The organism is Methanocaldococcus bathoardescens, from assembly GCF_000739065.1.
GTDB classification, from domain to species: Archaea; AGJL01; Methanococci; order Methanococcales; family Methanocaldococcaceae; genus Methanocaldococcus; species Methanocaldococcus bathoardescens.
Genome location: NZ_CP009149.1, coordinates 279,848 through 298,199, shown reverse-complemented (window position 1 = coordinate 298,199; position 18,352 = coordinate 279,848). Strand labels below are relative to the sequence as shown.

The window sequence follows — 18,352 nt, the reverse complement described above, 5'->3', positions numbered from 1 at the left end:
TTTATGATTAATATTGCCTTTGGACCTGTCCCATCAAGAAGATTAGGAAGAAGTTTAGGGATAAATAATATCCTATGCAAGTTTTGTAGTTATGATTGTATATACTGCCAAGCTGGAAGAACTATAAACAAAACTACAGAGAGAAGAGCGTTTTATAATCCAGAAGATATTTTTAAATCTGTAGAGGAGAGGATAAATAAGTTATCTAATGGGAAAATAGATTATCTTACATTTGTTGCAGATGGAGAGCCAACGTTAGATATAAATCTATCAAAAGAAGTTGAAATACTTAGAGATTTTGACATTCCAATAGCAATAATTACAAACTCTTCATTAATATGGAGAGATGATGTTAGAAATGACTTATTAAACTTTGATTTGGTATCTTTTAAAGTAGATTCTGTTAATGAAAAGATTTGGAGGGAAATAAATAGACCTCACAAAAATTTAGCTTTAGATAAAATCTTAGAAAGTATGATAGCTTTTAGAGATAACTATAAAGGAAAATTGATAACTGAGACGATGATTTTAGGAAATATCAATTATACAGAAGATTCAATAATTAAGACAGCAGAATTTTTAAAGGAGTTAAATCCAGATAGGTGCTATCTAAATATACCAATAAGACCACCGTCTGAAAAATATATAAAGTTCCCTAAAATAGAAGTTATAACCAAAATATTATCCATCTTTAATGAAATTATTGGAAAAAATAAGGTTGAACTCTTAGGAAAATTTGAAGGAAATGATTTTGTATTTTCTGAAAATGTTGAGGAAGATATATTGGCTATAACTTCTGTTCATCCACTGAGAGAAGACGTTATTAAAGAATTGTTAAATAAAGCAAATATTAGCTTAGATATTATAGAGAAGATGATAAATGAAGGAAAATTAATAAAATTGGAATATAATGGGAAGATATTCTATATAAAAAACATGAAGAGTAGAAATATTTACTAAATGCTGGTGAAACAATGTATCTAACTAAAGAAGAAGAAAAAATATTGGATGGGGAATATGGGGAAGTTTTAAGAAGATGTATGAATTTATTAGTTTCTTTGGGGGATATTTATGGAGCTGAAAAGTTAATCCCTATAAACTCAGCTCAAATTTCAGGAGTTTCATATAAAACCATTGGAGATATTGGTTTAGAGTTTTTAGAGGACTTTGCTAAAGAAAATGTTAAAGTTAAGGTTTATTCAACTTTAAACCCAGCTGGAATGGATTTAGATATATGGAAAGAGCTTGGAATAGATGAGGAGTTTGCCAAAAAGCAGCTGAGGATTATTGAAGCATTTAAAAAAATGGAAGTTGAGATTGGATGCACTTGCACACCATACTTAGTTGGAAATCTTCCAAAATTTGGAGAGCATATAAGTTGGGCTGAGAGCTCAGCTGTAAGTTTTGCAAACTCTGTTTTAGGAGCTAAGACAAATAGAGAAGGAGGACCATCAGCTTTAGCAGCTGCAATTATTGGTAAAACACCATATTATGGATATCATTTAGATGAAAATAGAAAAGCAACACATATTATTGAGTTAGACAGCCAATTAATATCAAACATCAATGATGTTGGAGAGAGTTTTTATGGGGCTTTAGGTTATTTAGTTGGAAAGATTGTAAAAAATGGAGTGCCATATTTTGAAAACCTATATAGATTAAATCCAAACAATGATAACCTAAAATCTTTGGGAGCAGCGATGGCAGCGAGTGGTGGAATTGCCTTATATCATGCAAAAAATTTGACAGCTGAATGCAGAGTTAAAGAAGTTATTGATGATAAAGTTGAAAAAATATCTATTGGAGTTGATGAGATAAAGGAAGCTTATGAAAAATTAAATACAACAAATGAAGAGCCAGATTTAATTTGTATTGGATGCCCACATTGTAGTTTAATGGAAATTAAAAAAATAGCAGAGATTTTAAAAGATAAAAAATTAGATGCTGATTTGTGGGTTTGCTGCTCTTTGCATATTAAATCAATAGCAGACAGAATGGGATATACAAAGATTATTGAAAAAGCTGGTGGAAAAGTAGTTAAAGACACCTGCATGGTTGTTTCACCAATTGAAGATTTAGGATATAAAAAAGTAGCAACCTACTCTGGAAAAGCTGCCGTTTATCTGCCAAGTTTTTGTAAAAGCGATGTTATTTTTGGAGATATTGAGGAACTGGTAAAAGGGAGATAATGCTAAATCCAATAATTTTATTTTTAGCTATTATTTTTGATAGAATCATTGGAGAACTGCCAGAAAAAATTCATCCAACAGTTTGGATAGGGAAATTAATAGCTTCTTTAGAGAGAATATTTGAATCTACGAATTGTAAAAATAAATATAGAGACTTTTTGTTTGGTTCTTTAATAACTATAGTTACAGTTTCTGTTGTAGGAATTGTAGCAATTTTCGTTGAAAAATTTATTTTATTATTGCCATTTCCTTTAAACTATCTTATCTATGCCTTTGTTTTATCAACAACCATCGGATATAAATCATTATTTGAGTTCTGCAAAAAGCCAATTGAATATATAAAAAATGGAGATATAGAGAAAGCAAGGAAAGCTGTTCAACATATTGTTAGCAGAGATGCATCAAAATTAGATGAAGAGCATATACTATCAGCAGCAGTAGAGAGTTTATCTGAAAATATAACCGACAGCATAATAGGGGCTTTATTCTATGCTGTTATTTTTGGATTACCTGGAGCTTTTGTATATAGGGCAATAAATACATTAGATGCCATGATTGGCTATAAGAATGAGAAATATTTATGGTATGGAAAGTTAGCTGCGAGATTGGATGATATTGCTAATTTTATTCCATCAAGAATAGCAGGGATTTTGCTAATAATCACTGCCCCATTGTATAAAGGTAATATTAAGAAAGCCATATATGGATTTTTAAAAGAAGCTAATAAGGTTTCTTCACCAAATTCTGGTTATACAATGGCTACATTAGCAAATGCTTTAAATATAACCTTAGAAAAGATTGGATATTATAAACTTGGTAGTGGAAAGATAGATGTTGAAAAATCTTTAAAGGCATTTAAGGCAGTTGATTATGTAGTAATTATGTTTTTAATTATCTATGCTTTAATTTGGTGGGTAGTATGATGAATAAAGCTTATTATACAGCAGAAGTCCCAGAAGATAGATTTGAGGTTCTAAATAATCTTAAAGATAGTCAAAAGCCGATTAAAATTGTATTACTTGGAGGAGTTGATAGTGGTAAAACAACTCTAACTACTTTTTTAGCAAATGAACTTTTAAATTCTGGATTTAAAGTGGCTATAATTGATTGCGATATTGGGCAAAAAAGTATTTTACCCCCAGCAACTATAAGCTTAGCCTTTCCAGAGATAAATTTTAACAATTTATATGAAATTAAGCCATATAAAAGTTATTTTGTTGGTTCAACAGCCCCAATTCAATTTTTTGGAGAAATGATTACTGGAACCAAGCTGCTGTGTGATTATGCAGAAGATAAGGCAGATGTTGTTATAGTTGATACAACTGGGCTAATATATGGTTCTGGGGCTGATTTAAAGAGGATGAAAATAGAGATGATTAAGCCAGATATTATAATAGCACTGCAAAAAAGAAATGAACTTAGGCAGATATTAAAGCCCTTTGAAAATAAAATTAGGGTTTTTTACTTAAAAGTTTATGAAAATGCAAAATCATTTAGTAGAGAAGAGAGAAAAGAAATTAGAGCAGAAAAATGGAAAGAATACTTCAAAAACTCAAAAATTTATAGCATTAAATTCGATGATGTAATTATTAGCGGAACTAAGATATTTCAAGGAGAGAAGATTTTAGAAGATGAAAAATACCTATTAGAATCAATTTTTAAATGGAAAATACTCTATGGTAGTAAATGTGAAGGAAGATATACAATAGTAAAAAGAGATTTGGCAAATATGCCAAGGCAGATTGATAAAAACATTCTATATTACATTGAGCCAGAAAGATTTAACAATTTAATAGTTGGGTTGATTGATGGAGAGGGCTTTTGCATTGGATTGGGTATTTTAAAAGCTATTGATTTTGAGAATGAAACATTGGAGATTTTATCACCAATCAATGAAGATGAAATTAAAACTCTTAGAGAAATAAGGTTTGGAAGGATAAGAGTTAATGAAAATGGGGAAGAACTTGGCTTATTAGATAGGGATTTGATATAAAGTGATACTATGCTTAAAGAAATATTAAACAAAATTTTTTGGCATCCTGATTATAAAAAAGAAGATTTTGAAGTTATCATATTGCATAGGGGGGCTGAAGAAAATAAAAAGATTATCTCTTTAGATGATGTAGAGCTTAAGGGAAATTATTTAGTATATTTTGATACCTACATTCCACTGCATAGAATATTAGAGATTAGAAACAAAAAAACTGGAGAGATTTTGTATAAAAAGTTAGGTTTTCAACAATAACAATAACAAACCTGAAACTATTGCTAAGATGCTTCCATATAAAAATGTTATTTCTGGACTTATCTTCCATAAATAGCCAGCTATCAAACTTGCAGGTAAGCTTGTTAATCCTACTACAGTATAAAACAGTCCTAAAGCTGTTGCTCTAATGTCTTCTGATGATAGCTCAGAGACATAAGCTTTCTGATTTCCAGCAAATAATGCATAGGCAATACCGTATAAAGCAAACAACAATATTAAGCTTTTTTGAGAGATAAAGTAAGCAAATCCTAAAGAAGTAATTCCATAAACTATATATCCCATGGTTAGAACTCTTCTTCTTCCAATTTTATCTGATAAAATTCCAAATGGAATTGAAAATGTGGCATAAAAGATATTATATAAAATATAGAGAGCTATGGGAATTATAATGGCCATTTTTTCATCTACTATCATTAAAAATTCCTGAGCTCTCAAAATATAAAACATATAGCTAAAATTACTTAGAGTAAATATTCCTGAAATTAAAATAAATAGCTTTAACTCTTTTGACAAGTTTTTAATTCCTACTTTAAATGTTATTTTATCATTAAGGTTAGAAACGGGCTTTTTTTCTTTAACAAAATATAAAGGAATAATGGCAAAAAATCCAATAGCTGCAGCTATTAAAATTATCTGACTAAAGCTATACTGAAAATATAATATAAATAATAGTGAGAAAGTAGAGCCCAATATGGCTCCAGCAGTATCAAAAGCTCTCTGTATTCCAAAACCTTTACCCAAAGTTTTAGGCATACTTTCAGATATTATTGCATCTCTTGGGGCAGTTCTTATTCCTTTCCCCATTCTTTCAAGGGATGAAAATACAACAGCTTCTAACCAGCTTTTTGATAAACCTAAGAGCAGTCTAAACATTGAAGATGTTAAGTAACCTAAAATAACAAAAATCTTTCTTTTCCTTACTTTATCTGAATAATAACCAACTAAAACCATCAAAATGTTTGATATAAACTCCCTCAACCCCCCAACTAAACCAATTGATAAACTTCCCCCTCCAAAACTTGTAATAAGCATTGGCAAAATTGGCATTATCATCTCACTGCTCATATCATTCAAAAAGCTTGTAAATCCTAATAAATAGACGTTTTTGGATAATTCCTTACCATTCTCATTATTTTTTTGTAAATTTTGTCTTTCCACATTTCTCACCACAAAATAATGAAAAAATTAAAAAATAGTATTTAATTAAGCAGAAGCCCTTCTTGCAATGTATCCTCCTACGAATCCTATCAATCCCCCAACTATCGCAGATATAATGACAGCAATGCCGTTATTATTTTCTTTTGTTGTTACTGTTTCTTCATTAGCACTAACAATTTTTTCATTTCCATTGGTAATTATATTAATTTCACTATCAATACTTTCTTTGTTGTCTTTATTTAACTCTTTTATCACGTCTATATCCATTTGGGCATAATATGAGCTATACTTATAATACATAATCTTTGATATATTGTCTTCTAAGCTATTTGCATATTCATAATAACCTAAAGCTGAAATTGGGGTTATTCCTAAGTTTTCAGCCAAGTTTATTTTATTTCTTGAATACTTTTTGAGATATTCAATATCTCCAAACATAACTAATGGAATCTCTGCTTTTACACAGGTATCTATACTCTTAGCTATTGCTAACAGATAATCTTCCTGCTTATAAGCTTTTTTTGCAGATTCTAAATCATTTTCAAGCTCTCCAGTAACTAAGTTAGGATATAATGTCTCCACATAAGTTGAAATCGTTTCAGCATTATCTAAATACTGCTGAGCCAATGATTTTAATTTAGATTCATTTATTGTTTCACTTTTATTGTTTTCATATAACGAGACCCACCACACTGCACTTTCCCCTCTTAACTTTGCAAAGCTACCGTATTTTATTGCTTCATCATAATGCCCTAAATAATAAGATTTCCATGCATTATCTAAGAGCTCTTCAGCTTCAGAAATTCTAACTCTCCCGGCTAATATTTCTTCAAAATTATCTACAGTTAAATTTTTTGAATAAACAACTTCTTTATCATAGTTAATTTCATTTTGAACATCTAATAGGTAAGTTTTAACATCCTCTTCTCCAGTTAAGTATTTTAGTGTGTGTTCAATAGTTTCAAGTTTAATTAATGCATTAAATGCAGAACATGTTGCAGAATAATATTTATTATCAATATACTCTTGATTAGCTTTCTCTAATAGAGTTTTTGAAGCTGTTAGCTCAGACAACAACATTTTTTGATACTCATAACCAAAATAACTATTATCTAACTCCTTAGATAAGTTCTCATACTTTTTATTAGCTATTTTTAAGACATCTTCACTTAATTGTTTCATTATCTTTTGGTATTTTTCTTCAACAATGTAATTTTCAGGATATTCTTTCATAACAATTTTTTTATTTGTAAAGTAAGGGATTGCCTCATAAATGCTTCCAACTTCTATAACTTTAATTCCCAATTTTTTACCAAATTCTACTGCATCTACTTTATTGCCATCAACATCAATAAATCTCTGCCCTTTTGGAATTAACATAATTGTGCAGTTTGCTTTTTTAGCCGCTTCTATCTTTTCCAATATTCCTCCAACAGGTCCTATACTACCATCTGGATTTATAGTTCCAGTCATCATAACATGTTTATTTAAGCTCCAATTCATTAACTCGCAGATAATTCCAATAGTCATTGTAGCTCCCGCAGAAGGACCTCCAACAACTGGGACATCACTTCTAACAATAATGTATGTGTTGTATTTGTTCATATCTTTCCCAGTTATTTCCCCAGCGACCTTTGCAGCGATTCTCGCAGAACCTTGCATGTCTAATTCAGTTAAAGGCATAGTGTCCATGAAAACATGTCCATCTCCCTTGGTAACGTTTATTTGTATATTTATCGGAACCCCCACATATCCCATATCTGTCAAAGACACCGCTGGGGCTTTTATAACTACTGCAAAAGCTGAATTTAAAAGAAATGTTATTAACAGCAATGCCAGCATTTTTTTCATATTCCCCCTCCAAACTTTCATAAAACTACATTACAACATCAATACTTAAATAATTAACTTTTCATAAAATAAAATAGAACCTAAAAAGTGTAGTGAGGATAACCATGGAAAGAGAAAGCTGGAGTTCTAACTTAGGATTTATATTGGCAAGTGTTGGTTCAGCTATAGGGTTGGGGAATATCTGGAGATTTGGATATATGGTTTATACAAATGGTGGGGGAGCTTTTTTAATCCCATATATAGTTGCTTTGTTGTGTGTAGGAATTCCATTAATGGTTCTTGAATTTGCTATTGGGCATTATACAAAAAAATCTGCACCTTTAGCTTTAGAAAAATTACATAAGGGCTCAGAATGGGCAGGATGGTTTGCAGTTATTTCAGGGTTTATTATAACAAGTTATTATGTGGTTATCATAGCTTGGTGTCTCTATTATTTGATAATCTTAGTTATCTATGGCTACCCATCAGACCCTAATGCATATTTCTTCCATAATATATTGCAAATATCATCTGGAGTAGAGGACATTGGTGGAGTTTCTTATGGAATATTGGCCTCTACTTTAGTAGTTTGGGGAATTGTAGCTTTAATTCTAAGTGCTGGAGTTAAAAATGGATTGGAAAAAGCAAATAAGATAATGATACCTTTCCTTTTATTTTTGGTAATTTTATTAGTTTTGAACGCATTAACATTACCAGGAGCTTTAACTGGGATTGAGTGGTATCTAACTCCAGATTTTTCAGCACTATTTGATTATAACGTATGGTTAAGTGCATTTTCACAAATATTCTTCAGCTTATCCTTAGGATTTGGGATTTTAATTGCCTATGCAAGCTATCTACCTAAAAAAAGTGATTTAACAATAAATGCATTTACAGTATCTTTATTAAATTGTAGTTTCTCATTTTTGGCAGGTTTTGCAGTATTTGGAACACTCGGATATATGAGCTATACAAGTGGAATTCCTTTAGATAAAGCTGTTTCTGAAGGAATTGGATTGGCTTTTGTTACATTTCCAAAGGCATTATCTCTATTACCATTTGGAAGTAGAATATTTGGAATAATATTCTTCTTAGCTTTGGTTTTTGCTGGAATATCATCAGCTGTTTCAATTGTAGAAGCAAGTGTTTCAGCAATTATGGATAAGTTCTCATTAAGTAGAAAAAAAAGCTCTGCTCTATGTTTTAGCTTTATTTATTATCGCTTCACCAATATTTACAACTGGAGCGGGACTGTATTATTTAGATATCATTGACCATTTTGCTTCAGGATATTTACTTCCAATAGCGGCAATTTTAGAGATTATAGTGGCTATATGGTTATTTAGTGGAGATAAGCTTAGAGAGTATGTTAATAAACTTTCAGAGATAAAGTTGGGAATGTGGTGGAAATATTTAGCAGGAATTGTGTCACCAATAATATTGGCTACTGTTGTGTTGTTAGATGCTTCAAATGTCTTAACATCTGGTTATGGAGGATATAAAACAACTTATGTTATATTAGGGGCTTTAATTATTCCATTAGCGTTTGTTGTAAGTATAATTCTTCAAAAAATAAAAACTACAGGACTTTCGCAGGAATAAAATTTTATATTGAATAATGACGCCTTTGGCGTCAAAATTCCTTGAATAAATTATATAAACTGCGAAAGTCCTGTACAAAAATAGAATATTAGAAGGTTGATAATCATGAATCTCGGGGCAATAGCAATGTTTATATTTGGTGCCGTAATTTTGTGGGGAGGGGCAATTTATTTCTTATGGAGATCTATGAAAAGTAAAAATAATGAAGATGAAGTAGAGGATTGATATACTTCAATTTATATTTAAATATTTAAATGACATTTATCTCGTGGAAATTCTTTTATTTTCAATTTAAAGCTTTTTAAAAACTTATTTTTTAATTTTAAGAATTTTTAGAGAATTTCTAAGGGTAGCTTATTTTGATAATTTTATTTATTTAGATTTATTAAATTATAGAGATTTTTAAAAGATTTTAAATAATTATTTTTAAATCAAAATTTCCCCAATAAATATTTGCATTTTTAAAATTTTAAAACTTTTTAAGATAGAAAATTAGAAAATAAAATCAAATCAAAAACTTCGAAGGTTTATAAATAAAAGGGGTTATCTACCCTTCGAAAATTATGGTATGAAAAAGCTTAAATATTAGAAGAGATAACATACAAAATGAGCAAAATAATGCCCTGTTAAAATCAGACCGTTTCGGTATGGAAACAAGGATATGCCACCAGCAGTAAAAGATACATTAAAATTGTTAAAATCAGACCGTTACGGTATGGAAACTAAGATATATCCCAAATATTAGTAATATCAAATTCTACATTGGTTAAAATCAGACCGTTACGGTATGGAAACACAATTATGTGAATAAACTCCAGAAACATCAAAAGTTAAAATCAGACCGTTACGGTATGGAAACTCTAAATATTCTTTTTTCTGAAGGTGTTGATATTCGTCAATCTTGTTAAAATCAGACCGTTACGGTATGGAAACCAAGAATTATTTAAAATTTACGAAACAATAACAAAACTTAAAGTTAAAATCAGACCGTTACGGTATGGAAACCATAAATCAATAACAATTGAAGTATTTTCATCTATTTTGTTAAAATCAGACCGTTACGGTATGGAAACTTTTTAATCTATCAATTGTATTATTATCAGTTAATGGTTAAAATCAGACCGTTACGGTATGGAAACGCCCCACCACCAGCTCCTATTCCACCACTTTTAAGATTAAGTTAAAATCAGACCGTTACGGTATGGAAACTTCTAACTGCCTACAGAATTGAGAATCTAAAGGGATGTTAAAATCAGACCGTTACGGTATGGAAACATAGGGAGATAGTTTTCGGTGTTAGTTGGGAATTTGGTTAAAATCAGACCGTTACGGTATGGAAACAAATGCTCCGTATTTAATACAGGTGGGGCTAATGAAGTTATTGCATCGTTAAAATCAGACCGTTACGGTATGGAAACTCATTTAGTTTTACGGTAACCAACAAGTGATAGTTAAAATCAGACCGTTACGGTATGGAAACTAGTTTCACCTACAGATATTTTTTAGCAATGTATGCAAGTTAAAATCAGACCGTTTTGGTATGGAAACTCAATCATTCCAATACTGCCTTTTATTTTCATTTTATAAGTTAAAATCAGACCGTTACGGTATGGAAACGATGAATTATACTGTAAAATAACTATTCCTATAGAAGTTGTTAAAATCAGACCGTTTTGGTATGGAAACTATTGCAAGGGAGGGTGTGAGGCGGTAAGAGAATTAAACGGCGTTAAAATCAGACCGTTTCGGTATGGAAACTTACATCAGCCATTTTATCACCAATTTACATATATGTAGTAGTTAAAATCAGACCGTTTTGGTATGGAAACTAGTGCTCCTGGCCTCTCTACGGCATGACTTATCCAGTCCTGTTAAAATCAGACCGTTTCGGCATGGAAACTATACTTCATATCTAAGATTGATTCCCCTGCAACTGAAGAAATAAACAATAGTTAAAATCAGACCGTTTCGGTATGGAAACATATGTTTGACTTTTAGCTTCCCACAAAACTTTATAAGTTAAAATCAGACCGTTACGGTGTAAAAACATAATTTTAAAATAAAAAAATAAAAATAGGGAAGTATCCCAATAGAGGGGGGCGTAGCCCCCTATGGAATTATAGCATTCCAAAAACCTCAAAATATTTTTTCTGCCTAACAACTATTACTGGAATGTTGTTTTCCATTAATTTCTCTTTAAGTTCTTTATCGTTTGTTGCAACAATGACATTTTTATTTTCCTTTGCATAATTCAAAATTACCTCATCTGCATAACCTTCATAGTTAATTAATTTATAGTTTTTTATTTTTGCAAGGGCTAAATTAACAGCTAATTTTTCTTTACCTTTTAAATCTCCGCTTCTTAATAACTTCTCTAACTCTTCTTTTACAGGAGAGAGAATAACAATTTCAAATTTTGAATTTATGACCCTCTCTATCTCATAATCAAAGTTTATCTTATGCTTAAAAACATAAATTAAAAAGTTAGTGTCAGGAACTATTTTGTATATGGTTATCACCCTAATAATTATTCTAAGGATTTTTATTAGGATTCATTAACTTTAACCTTTGAAATTCCACCTTCTTTTGTAACATTGATTATAGTATCTGCGACATCTTCAAGTTCTCTATGGTGAGTTATAATTATCATCTGTGGAACGCTATTAATTTTTCTAAATATTTCAGCCAACTTAGCTCTTCTGTTTTCATCTAAATATACTGTTGGTTCATCTAAGATAATGCACTCAACCCTATTCCCAATTAAAGCATTGGCTATAGCCAATCTTAAAGAGAGAGCAACAGCTATTTGTTCCCCACCACTTAAATTATCTATAGTTAAGATGCCATTAGGGGAATGAACCTTTATCTCAAAATCTTTAGTAAGCTCTACAAAGCTGTAAGGCAAGTCAAACTCATTAAATGCCTCATTTAAATATTTCTGGATTAATGGAACATATCTTTCTCTTAGAAACCCTTGGAATCCATCTCTACTAAATATTTTTCTAATCTTATTTAAATACTCAATAAACTTTATTAATTTCTCTCTTTCTTTTTCCAACTCAGATAGTTCTTTTAATTTTAGATTTATGTTTTCAATATCATCTTTTAAATATTTTATTTGTGATTCTATTTTGCTCATCTCTATTTCAGCATCTTTAAGTTCATTCTGCTTTTTCTCAAACTCTTTCTCTATCTCGACATATTTTTCATCAGAATAATTTATCTCATTGAGCTTTTGATTTATATAATTAATTCTCTCTTCTATGTCTTTAATTTTTTCATTAACTTCTAAAATTTTATTATTTAAGTAATTTTCAATATCTTCTTTTCCATATTTTCTTTTGATGTTGTTTAAAGTAATTTCTGCTGAATTGCATCTCTTATATATATCTTCGAGCTCATACTGTCTCTTTTTATATCTCTCTAATTTTTCATTTAATGATAAATATTCTTTATACATTCCTAACTTTGATAACATTTTATTTTCAAGTTCTTTGAATTCATTTTCTTTCTTTTTAAGCTCTACAATTTTATCTTTTAAATAAGACACTTCTTTCTCTTCTTCTCTAAGTTTTTTTAGCTCTTCTTTACACTTCTCTTTATTCCATCCTTTAATTCTCTCTTTAATATCTCTAATATTTTCTTTAAGCTTTTCTTCATCAACACTATTTAAATACTTCATTGCAGACATGTATTCATTGTATTTATCTTTAATTTCATTTAGTTGGGATTTAGCTTCCTCTAACAATTCATTTATTAATTTTCCATTGATAATATAGTTGCTTATTTGATTCTCAACATTGTCTAATTCTTTCTTAAACTCATCTAATTTTAACTTTAAACTTTCTAAATTCTTCTGTTTTTCATGATATTTAGTTTCAAGCTCCCTAAGCTTCTTCTCTTTAGCAATTTCATTATTTATTTCATTTATTTCATTCTCAATTTCTTTTATTTTTCTTTTTATCTTTTCCAATTCATTGTATTTGTTATTTAATTGAGTTTTATGAGAATTTATTAAATCGTGCTTTTTATCCTCGTCTATTGGTGTTTTACATAATGGACATTTTCCTTCAACGTCTTTAAGCTCTTCTAAAACCTTTTCTATCCTTTTAATTTCATTATTGATTTCACCAATTCTTTGTTTCAACTCTTCTTTTTGTTTTTGTAATTGAGTAAGTTCATCTTTCTTTTTTTCAATCTCATCCAATAATTTTTTGATTTCTTCAATATTTATATTATTTAATTCATTTTCAATTTTTTCAATTTCATAAGTTAGATTTCTTATATTATCTTCAACTGATTTTTTATTTTGCAATAATTTGGTGTACTCTAAATTTAATTTGCTATATTCATCTATTTTCTTCTCTAATTCTAAGTATTTCTCATAGTATTCTTTATATTCATTAGCAACTTTCTTATATTTCTCAATCTCATCAAGCTTTTCATATAGATTTTCGAGTTCACCAAGCAATTCTTTAATATTTTCAATTTCTTCAATATTTCCTTTAATATTCTCTAAAATCTTATCTAATTCATCAATTTTGTCTTTATACTTACTTTTACTGATAAATTCTTTTAAATTTTTGATATCTTCCCCAATAGCCTCTAATTTCTTAGACAACTTTAAGTATCCTTCATAAGCTGGCTGTAAATCTTTTAATCTTTTATCAATTACTCTAATTTCATCAATTAGAGATTTATATTCTTCATATTCATCTTTATATACTTTTAATATGTCTTTTGCTTTTATAACTTCATTTAAATCATATTTTAAGTTTTCAAGTTCGTTATTGGCAAGTTCTAAAGCTTTATTTCTCTCTTCAAGTTTATTTATCAATTTTTCATATAAAGATTTTTTGTTTTTCCATTCTTCAAAATTCTTTTTAGCGATTTCAAATTCTTCCTTAATTTTATTTATCTTATTTTTAATTAGTTCAAGTTCTTTTTCTTTTTTAGATAATTCATTTTCTTTATCATTTAGTTCTTTCTCATAACTTTTTTTCTGATTTAAATTTCCTTCAATTTCTCTTAACTGTTTTTCATACTCACTAATAACCTCTCTCATTTTTTGATAGCACTTTTCAAATTCTTCTATTCCTAAAAGCTTTCCAATAACTTCTTTTCTTTCAGATGGTGACAAATTTAAAAGATTTGCTATCTCTCCCTGCTTAATATATATGGAATTTAAAAACATATCTTTATCTACTCCTAAAATTTCAGAAATTGCTTTATTAACTTCATTAACTGTTTTTACATACAATTCACTGTTTTTATATAGTTTTGCTGAACTTCTCCCATCATATTCCCTAATAACCTTATATTTATTGCCATTCACTTCAAATTCAAGCTCAACAGACATAGCCTTTTTACCTTTGGTTATAATTGCATCGTAAGTTAAACCCATCTTTTTCAAAGCATCAGCCCCAAATAAGGCAAAAAACACTGCCTCAAATATTGATGACTTTCCACTACCATTTTCTCCAATAATGGCGACAATTCCATCATTAAAGTTGATTTTTGTATTAACATGGCTTTTAAAGTTGTTCATCTTTATGCTATTTAGTATCATAGCTATCCCCTAAAATTTGGTTTTATAATAATTATCTAACAATTCTTTCCAATTTTCATCATTAGTGAGAGAATTATAAAGGTTTAAAACCAAATCCCCATCAAGGTTCTGTTTCTTAGCATAATCCACTAAAAGCTCTTTAATGTTTATTGACTCAATATCAACTTCTGGAATGTCAACAAGTTCATCATCAACCACAACAACCTTATTAACTAAAATTTTTTCTTTTAAAGAGTCAAACCATGGTTTAAATTCTCTCTTAACTTTCCCAAAAACAACTGGCTTATTTTTGCATTTGCTGATTTTATTTATTGCTTCACTGAGAGTTTTTTGGTCTTTAATATTCACTTCCACAAATTCTCTACACTCAACATTAATTTTTTCAATATCATTAATATCCAAATCTCCTCCGCTAAAATCAACTAAATAAAATCCTTTTCCATCTTTCTTGTAATCTTCATACTCATTTCTGTAAATAATTTCTGTTGAACCACTGTAAGCTAAAATTCCATCATTAAATCTCTCTAAAACTCTATTATGTATATGTCCAAGTGCATAGTAAGAAAATTTTGGTAAATCAAAATGCTCTAATTCATAGTCAAATGGAATGTATGGATTTATCCCTTGATGAAGCATAAGTATTTTCTTTTTATAATTATTGGATTCAACTTCAAATTTTTTTAATTTCTCTACCAATTCTTCTCTTTTACTCTTTCTGTGATAATAAGTTCCGCAGATAAATATCTCTTCCCCATTTATATTTATAACATCCGTTCCATCTAAAATTTTAACATAATCTTTTAGTAAAGCTAATGGCGATTCTCTTCCTAACCTTTTAGGCATTTCATGGTTTCCTCCAATAATATAAACTTTTATATTTTTTTCATGCAATTTTTTAAATGCCTGCATGGCTATCCTTAAAGCCTTTACTGGAGGTCTTAAATCGTTAAATAAATCCCCGCTATGCAAAACAACGTCTGGCTTTATCTCTAAAATCTTTTTTATGCAGGATATGAATGATTTGTAAATATCTTCCTCCCTCTCATCTAAATTATACTGCCTATAACCTAAGTGATTATCAGCGATATGAACAAACTGCATTTCCCCACCTCATTTTTTAGATGCTATAAGATAATTAATTATCTACATAAATTATTTAGCATAAAATTTAAATATGTTAAACCTACAGTTTTTATGTGAATGGTGGTAATATGAGAGTTATAGGCGTTATAGGCTATAAAGATTCTGGTAAAACAACACTAATTGAAGAAATCTTAAAGCATTCTGATAAAAAAATAGCTGTTATTAAACATGCAGGAGAAGATGTAGAAGTAGATAGAGAAGGAACCGATACTTACAGATTATCAAATGCAGGAGCTAAAGTAACTGTCTTAGCAACTGATAGCAAAACAGTATTCTTTACAGATAGAATGGATTTAGAAAATATTTTAGCAGAGTTATCCGATTATGATATAGATTTTGTTATAATAGAAGGTTTTAAAGAAGCCTTAAAGAGATTAAATATTCCTAAGATAGTTATGCTTAAAAATAAAGATGGAAGTGATTTGATTGATGACCACACAGCAATGGTAATTGAAGATTACAACTACAACATTGATGAAGTATTAAAAATTATTTATGAAAAAGCAACAGTTCCAACAATGAACTTAAACTGTAAGCACTGCGGATATAACTGTAAAACATTTGTTAAGGCAGTTGTTAAGGGAGAGGCTAAGTGGGATGATTGTGTATTAGCGAAAGGTATAAAAATAATTGTTGATGGTAAAATAATCCCTGCTGTTCCTTTTGTCTCCAAGATTGTTGGTAACACAATTAAAGCAATGGTTGAGTCATTAAAAGGTGTTGATAATCCAAAGACTATTAAGGTTGTGATTGACGTTTCTAAGATAAAATAGACAAAACCAAAATATTTAAATACGAGTAATGTATTATAGTAAAGTTGGCTACAATTTAAACATCAACATGAAAGAATATAAACTCAACTATATTTATAAACTTTTTAACAAATAAATAAAAATATACAATAAGTATGTGAGGGATAGCATGGAGAAGTACGAAAAAGCAGCAGAGATATTTAAAGCATTTGGAGACCCAACAAGATTGATGATTTTAAAGTTATTAGCTGAGAATGGAAGTATGTGTGTTTGTAAGATAATAGATGAATTAAAAAAGCCACAACCAACAATCTCTCACCACTTAAACATTTTAAAGAAAGCAGGAATTGTTAAAGCAAGAAAAGAAGGAACATGGAACTTCTACTACATAGTTGATGACAGAGTTAAGGAAATTATCAAGTTAGTTGATGAATTATAACCATAGGGGCAAAGCCCCTATTGGTATACCCCACGTCCATTAAGTTGGGGCTTTCAGCCCCAATTAATGTCCAAACTCTACTTTAAAAATGGGGTATACCAATAGAGGGAGCGTAGTCGCTCTATAGTAGTTGATGAATTATAACTATAATAAATTCTTTTTTTCTTTTTGAACTTTTTAAAATATCAAACGCAATTTATAAGAAAATGCATGGTAAAATTATAAATGCCTATTTTGTTAATCATTATAGAAGTTTTATTTTTACAAATTCATAAATTTTAATATTATTGGTGATGCTATGGGAATTGAAGAAGAAATTAGAAGGATAGAAGAGGAATTAAAAAAGACACCATATAACAAAGCTACACAGAAACACATTGGTAGGTTAAAGGCTAAATTAGCTAAATTGAGAGAGCAGGCTCAAAGTAGAGGGGGAGGTGGAGGAGGAAAAGGTTATGCTGTAAAGAAGAGCGGAGATGCTACTGCAGCTTTTGTTGGATTCCCATCTGTTGGAAAATCCACCTTGCTAAATAAATTAACAAATGCTAAATCAGAAGTTGGAGCTTATGCTTTCACAACCTTAACCATCGTTCCTGGAGTTTTGGAACATAAAGGGGCTAAGATTCAGCTTTTAGATGCACCAGGTATTATTGTTGGGGCGTCTTCTGGTAAAGGTAGAGGGACTGAGGTTTTATCTGCAGTAAGAAGTGCTGATTTGATTTTATTAACTGTAGATATTTACACCTTAGAACACCTTCCAGTTATTGAAAAAGAGCTTTACAATGTTGGGATTAGGTTAGACCAAAGGCCACCAGATGTTAAAATTAAAGTTAAAGATAGAGGAGGGATTGATGTTAGCTCAACCGTTCCATTAACCCACATAGATGAAGATACAATTGAAGCAATATTAAATGAATATAGAATACACAACGCAGATGTTGTTATAAGGGAGGATATAACATTAGAACAATTTATTGATGTTGTGGCAGGAAATAGAGTTTATATTCCATCTTTAGTGGTTGTGAATAAGATAGATTTAGCTGATGAAGAATATCTAAAATATATAAAACAAAAATTAGAGGAATTTGGTAAAGAGTATGTTTTAGTTTCTGGGAATAAAGGAATTAACTTAGATTTATTGAAAGATAAAATCTATGAAAAGTTAGGATTTATAAAGATTTATTTAAAACCACAAGGGAAAAAGCCAGATTTTGATGAACCACTAATTATGAGAAGAGGAGCTACTGTAAAAGATGTTTGTGAAAAACTGCATAAAGATTTCGTTAGAAATTTCAGATATGCTCAAGTTTGGGGAAAATCTGCAAAACATCCTGGGCAGAGAGTTGGATTAGACCATAAATTAGAGGATGAGGATATTTTAACAATTGTTATAAAGAGATAAAA

Annotated in this window: 14 protein-coding genes, 1 pseudogene and 1 CRISPR repeat array; of the genes and pseudogenes, 10 read left to right on the top strand and 5 right to left on the bottom strand. The window is 29.8% G+C overall.

The features are described from left to right. Positions 1 to 3: 3 nt before the first annotated feature. The 5 genes from JH146_RS01590 to JH146_RS01570 are packed head-to-tail and all read left to right on the top strand — an operon-like array spanning position 4 to position 4,434. Positions 4 to 960, top strand: coding sequence for a radical SAM protein (locus JH146_RS01590; RefSeq protein ID WP_048201362.1), 957 nt, complete (start codon positions 4 to 6; stop codon positions 958 to 960). Between the two features lie 14 nt (positions 961 to 974). Further along, positions 975 to 2,189, top strand: coding sequence for an aconitase X (locus tag JH146_RS01585; protein ID WP_048201361.1), 1,215 nt, complete (start codon positions 975 to 977; stop codon positions 2,187 to 2,189). After that, on the top strand, positions 2,189 to 3,112 hold the full coding sequence (gene cbiB, locus JH146_RS01580; RefSeq protein WP_048201360.1) for an adenosylcobinamide-phosphate synthase CbiB: 924 nt from the start codon (positions 2,189 to 2,191) through the stop codon (positions 3,110 to 3,112). The genes JH146_RS01585 and cbiB overlap by 1 nt, the downstream gene beginning before the upstream one ends. After that, positions 3,109 to 4,182, top strand: coding sequence for a Clp1/GlmU family protein (locus JH146_RS01575; protein WP_048201359.1), 1,074 nt, complete (start codon positions 3,109 to 3,111; stop codon positions 4,180 to 4,182). The genes cbiB and JH146_RS01575 overlap by 4 nt, the downstream gene beginning before the upstream one ends. Positions 4,183 to 4,191: 9 nt before the next feature. Further along, positions 4,192 to 4,434 carry a DUF504 domain-containing protein gene (locus tag JH146_RS01570; protein ID WP_048201358.1) on the top strand — a complete coding sequence of 81 codons (243 nt, stop codon included), beginning with the start codon at positions 4,192 to 4,194 and terminating at the stop codon, positions 4,432 to 4,434. Here JH146_RS01570 and JH146_RS01565 read toward each other — a convergent pair. Both JH146_RS01565 and JH146_RS01560 read right to left on the bottom strand, forming a co-directional pair. Continuing rightward, positions 4,417 to 5,625: an MFS transporter gene (locus tag JH146_RS01565; protein ID WP_048201357.1), complete on the bottom strand. Its 1,209-nt coding sequence runs from the start codon at positions 5,623 to 5,625 to the stop codon at positions 4,417 to 4,419. The two genes, JH146_RS01570 and JH146_RS01565, sit on opposite strands and share 18 nt — an antisense overlap. Before the next feature lie 33 nt (positions 5,626 to 5,658). Beyond that, positions 5,659 to 7,464 (bottom strand): S16 family serine protease, encoded by a 1,806-nt coding sequence (locus tag JH146_RS01560; RefSeq protein ID WP_048201356.1) that lies wholly within the window; start codon positions 7,462 to 7,464, stop codon positions 5,659 to 5,661. 104 nt (positions 7,465 to 7,568) lie between these two features. Between JH146_RS01560 and JH146_RS01555 the strand changes: the two are divergent. Together JH146_RS01555 and JH146_RS08900 are read left to right on the top strand one after the other, a co-directional pair. After that, positions 7,569 to 9,045 (top strand): annotated as a pseudogene (locus tag JH146_RS01555) (sodium-dependent transporter). 105 nt (positions 9,046 to 9,150) lie between these two features. Continuing rightward, the gene (locus tag JH146_RS08900; RefSeq protein WP_153232484.1) at positions 9,151 to 9,270 is read left to right on the top strand and encodes a MetS family NSS transporter small subunit; all 120 of its coding nucleotides are present in this window, start codon (positions 9,151 to 9,153) and stop codon (positions 9,268 to 9,270) included. Positions 9,271 to 9,670: 400 nt separating this feature from the next. Continuing rightward, a CRISPR array of direct repeats spans positions 9,671 to 11,026; the repeat unit is 30 nt; unit sequence GTTAAAATCAGACCGTTACGGTATGGAAAC. A 136-nt stretch (positions 11,027 to 11,162) separates the two neighbouring features. Here the strand turns inward: JH146_RS08900 and JH146_RS01550 are convergent. From JH146_RS01550 to JH146_RS01540, 3 genes are read right to left on the bottom strand one after another with little or no spacing between them, the layout of a single operon-like run. Beyond that, positions 11,163 to 11,555 (bottom strand): type II toxin-antitoxin system VapC family toxin, encoded by a 393-nt coding sequence (locus JH146_RS01550; protein ID WP_048202573.1) that lies wholly within the window; start codon positions 11,553 to 11,555, stop codon positions 11,163 to 11,165. Between the two features lie 35 nt (positions 11,556 to 11,590). After that, positions 11,591 to 14,614: an AAA family ATPase gene (locus tag JH146_RS01545; RefSeq protein WP_048201355.1), complete on the bottom strand. Its 3,024-nt coding sequence runs from the start codon at positions 14,612 to 14,614 to the stop codon at positions 11,591 to 11,593. Positions 14,615 to 14,623: 9 nt separating this feature from the next. Next, the gene (locus JH146_RS01540) at positions 14,624 to 15,715 is read right to left on the bottom strand and encodes a DNA repair exonuclease (RefSeq protein WP_048201354.1); all 1,092 of its coding nucleotides are present in this window, start codon (positions 15,713 to 15,715) and stop codon (positions 14,624 to 14,626) included. 110 nt (positions 15,716 to 15,825) lie between these two features. Between JH146_RS01540 and mobB the strand changes: the two genes are divergently transcribed. The 3 genes from mobB to JH146_RS01525 all read left to right on the top strand — a co-directional run bounded on the left by mobB (position 15,826) and on the right by JH146_RS01525 (position 18,350). After that, positions 15,826 to 16,530, top strand: coding sequence for a molybdopterin-guanine dinucleotide biosynthesis protein B (mobB, locus tag JH146_RS01535; RefSeq protein WP_048201353.1), 705 nt, complete (start codon positions 15,826 to 15,828; stop codon positions 16,528 to 16,530). Positions 16,531 to 16,678: 148 nt separating this feature from the next. Then, positions 16,679 to 16,948, top strand: coding sequence for an ArsR/SmtB family transcription factor (locus tag JH146_RS01530; protein WP_010870842.1), 270 nt, complete (start codon positions 16,679 to 16,681; stop codon positions 16,946 to 16,948). 298 nt (positions 16,949 to 17,246) lie between these two features. After that, positions 17,247 to 18,350 carry an OBG GTPase family GTP-binding protein gene (locus tag JH146_RS01525; protein ID WP_048201352.1) on the top strand — a complete coding sequence of 368 codons (1,104 nt, stop codon included), beginning with the start codon at positions 17,247 to 17,249 and terminating at the stop codon, positions 18,348 to 18,350. Positions 18,351 to 18,352: the final 2 nt, after the last annotated feature.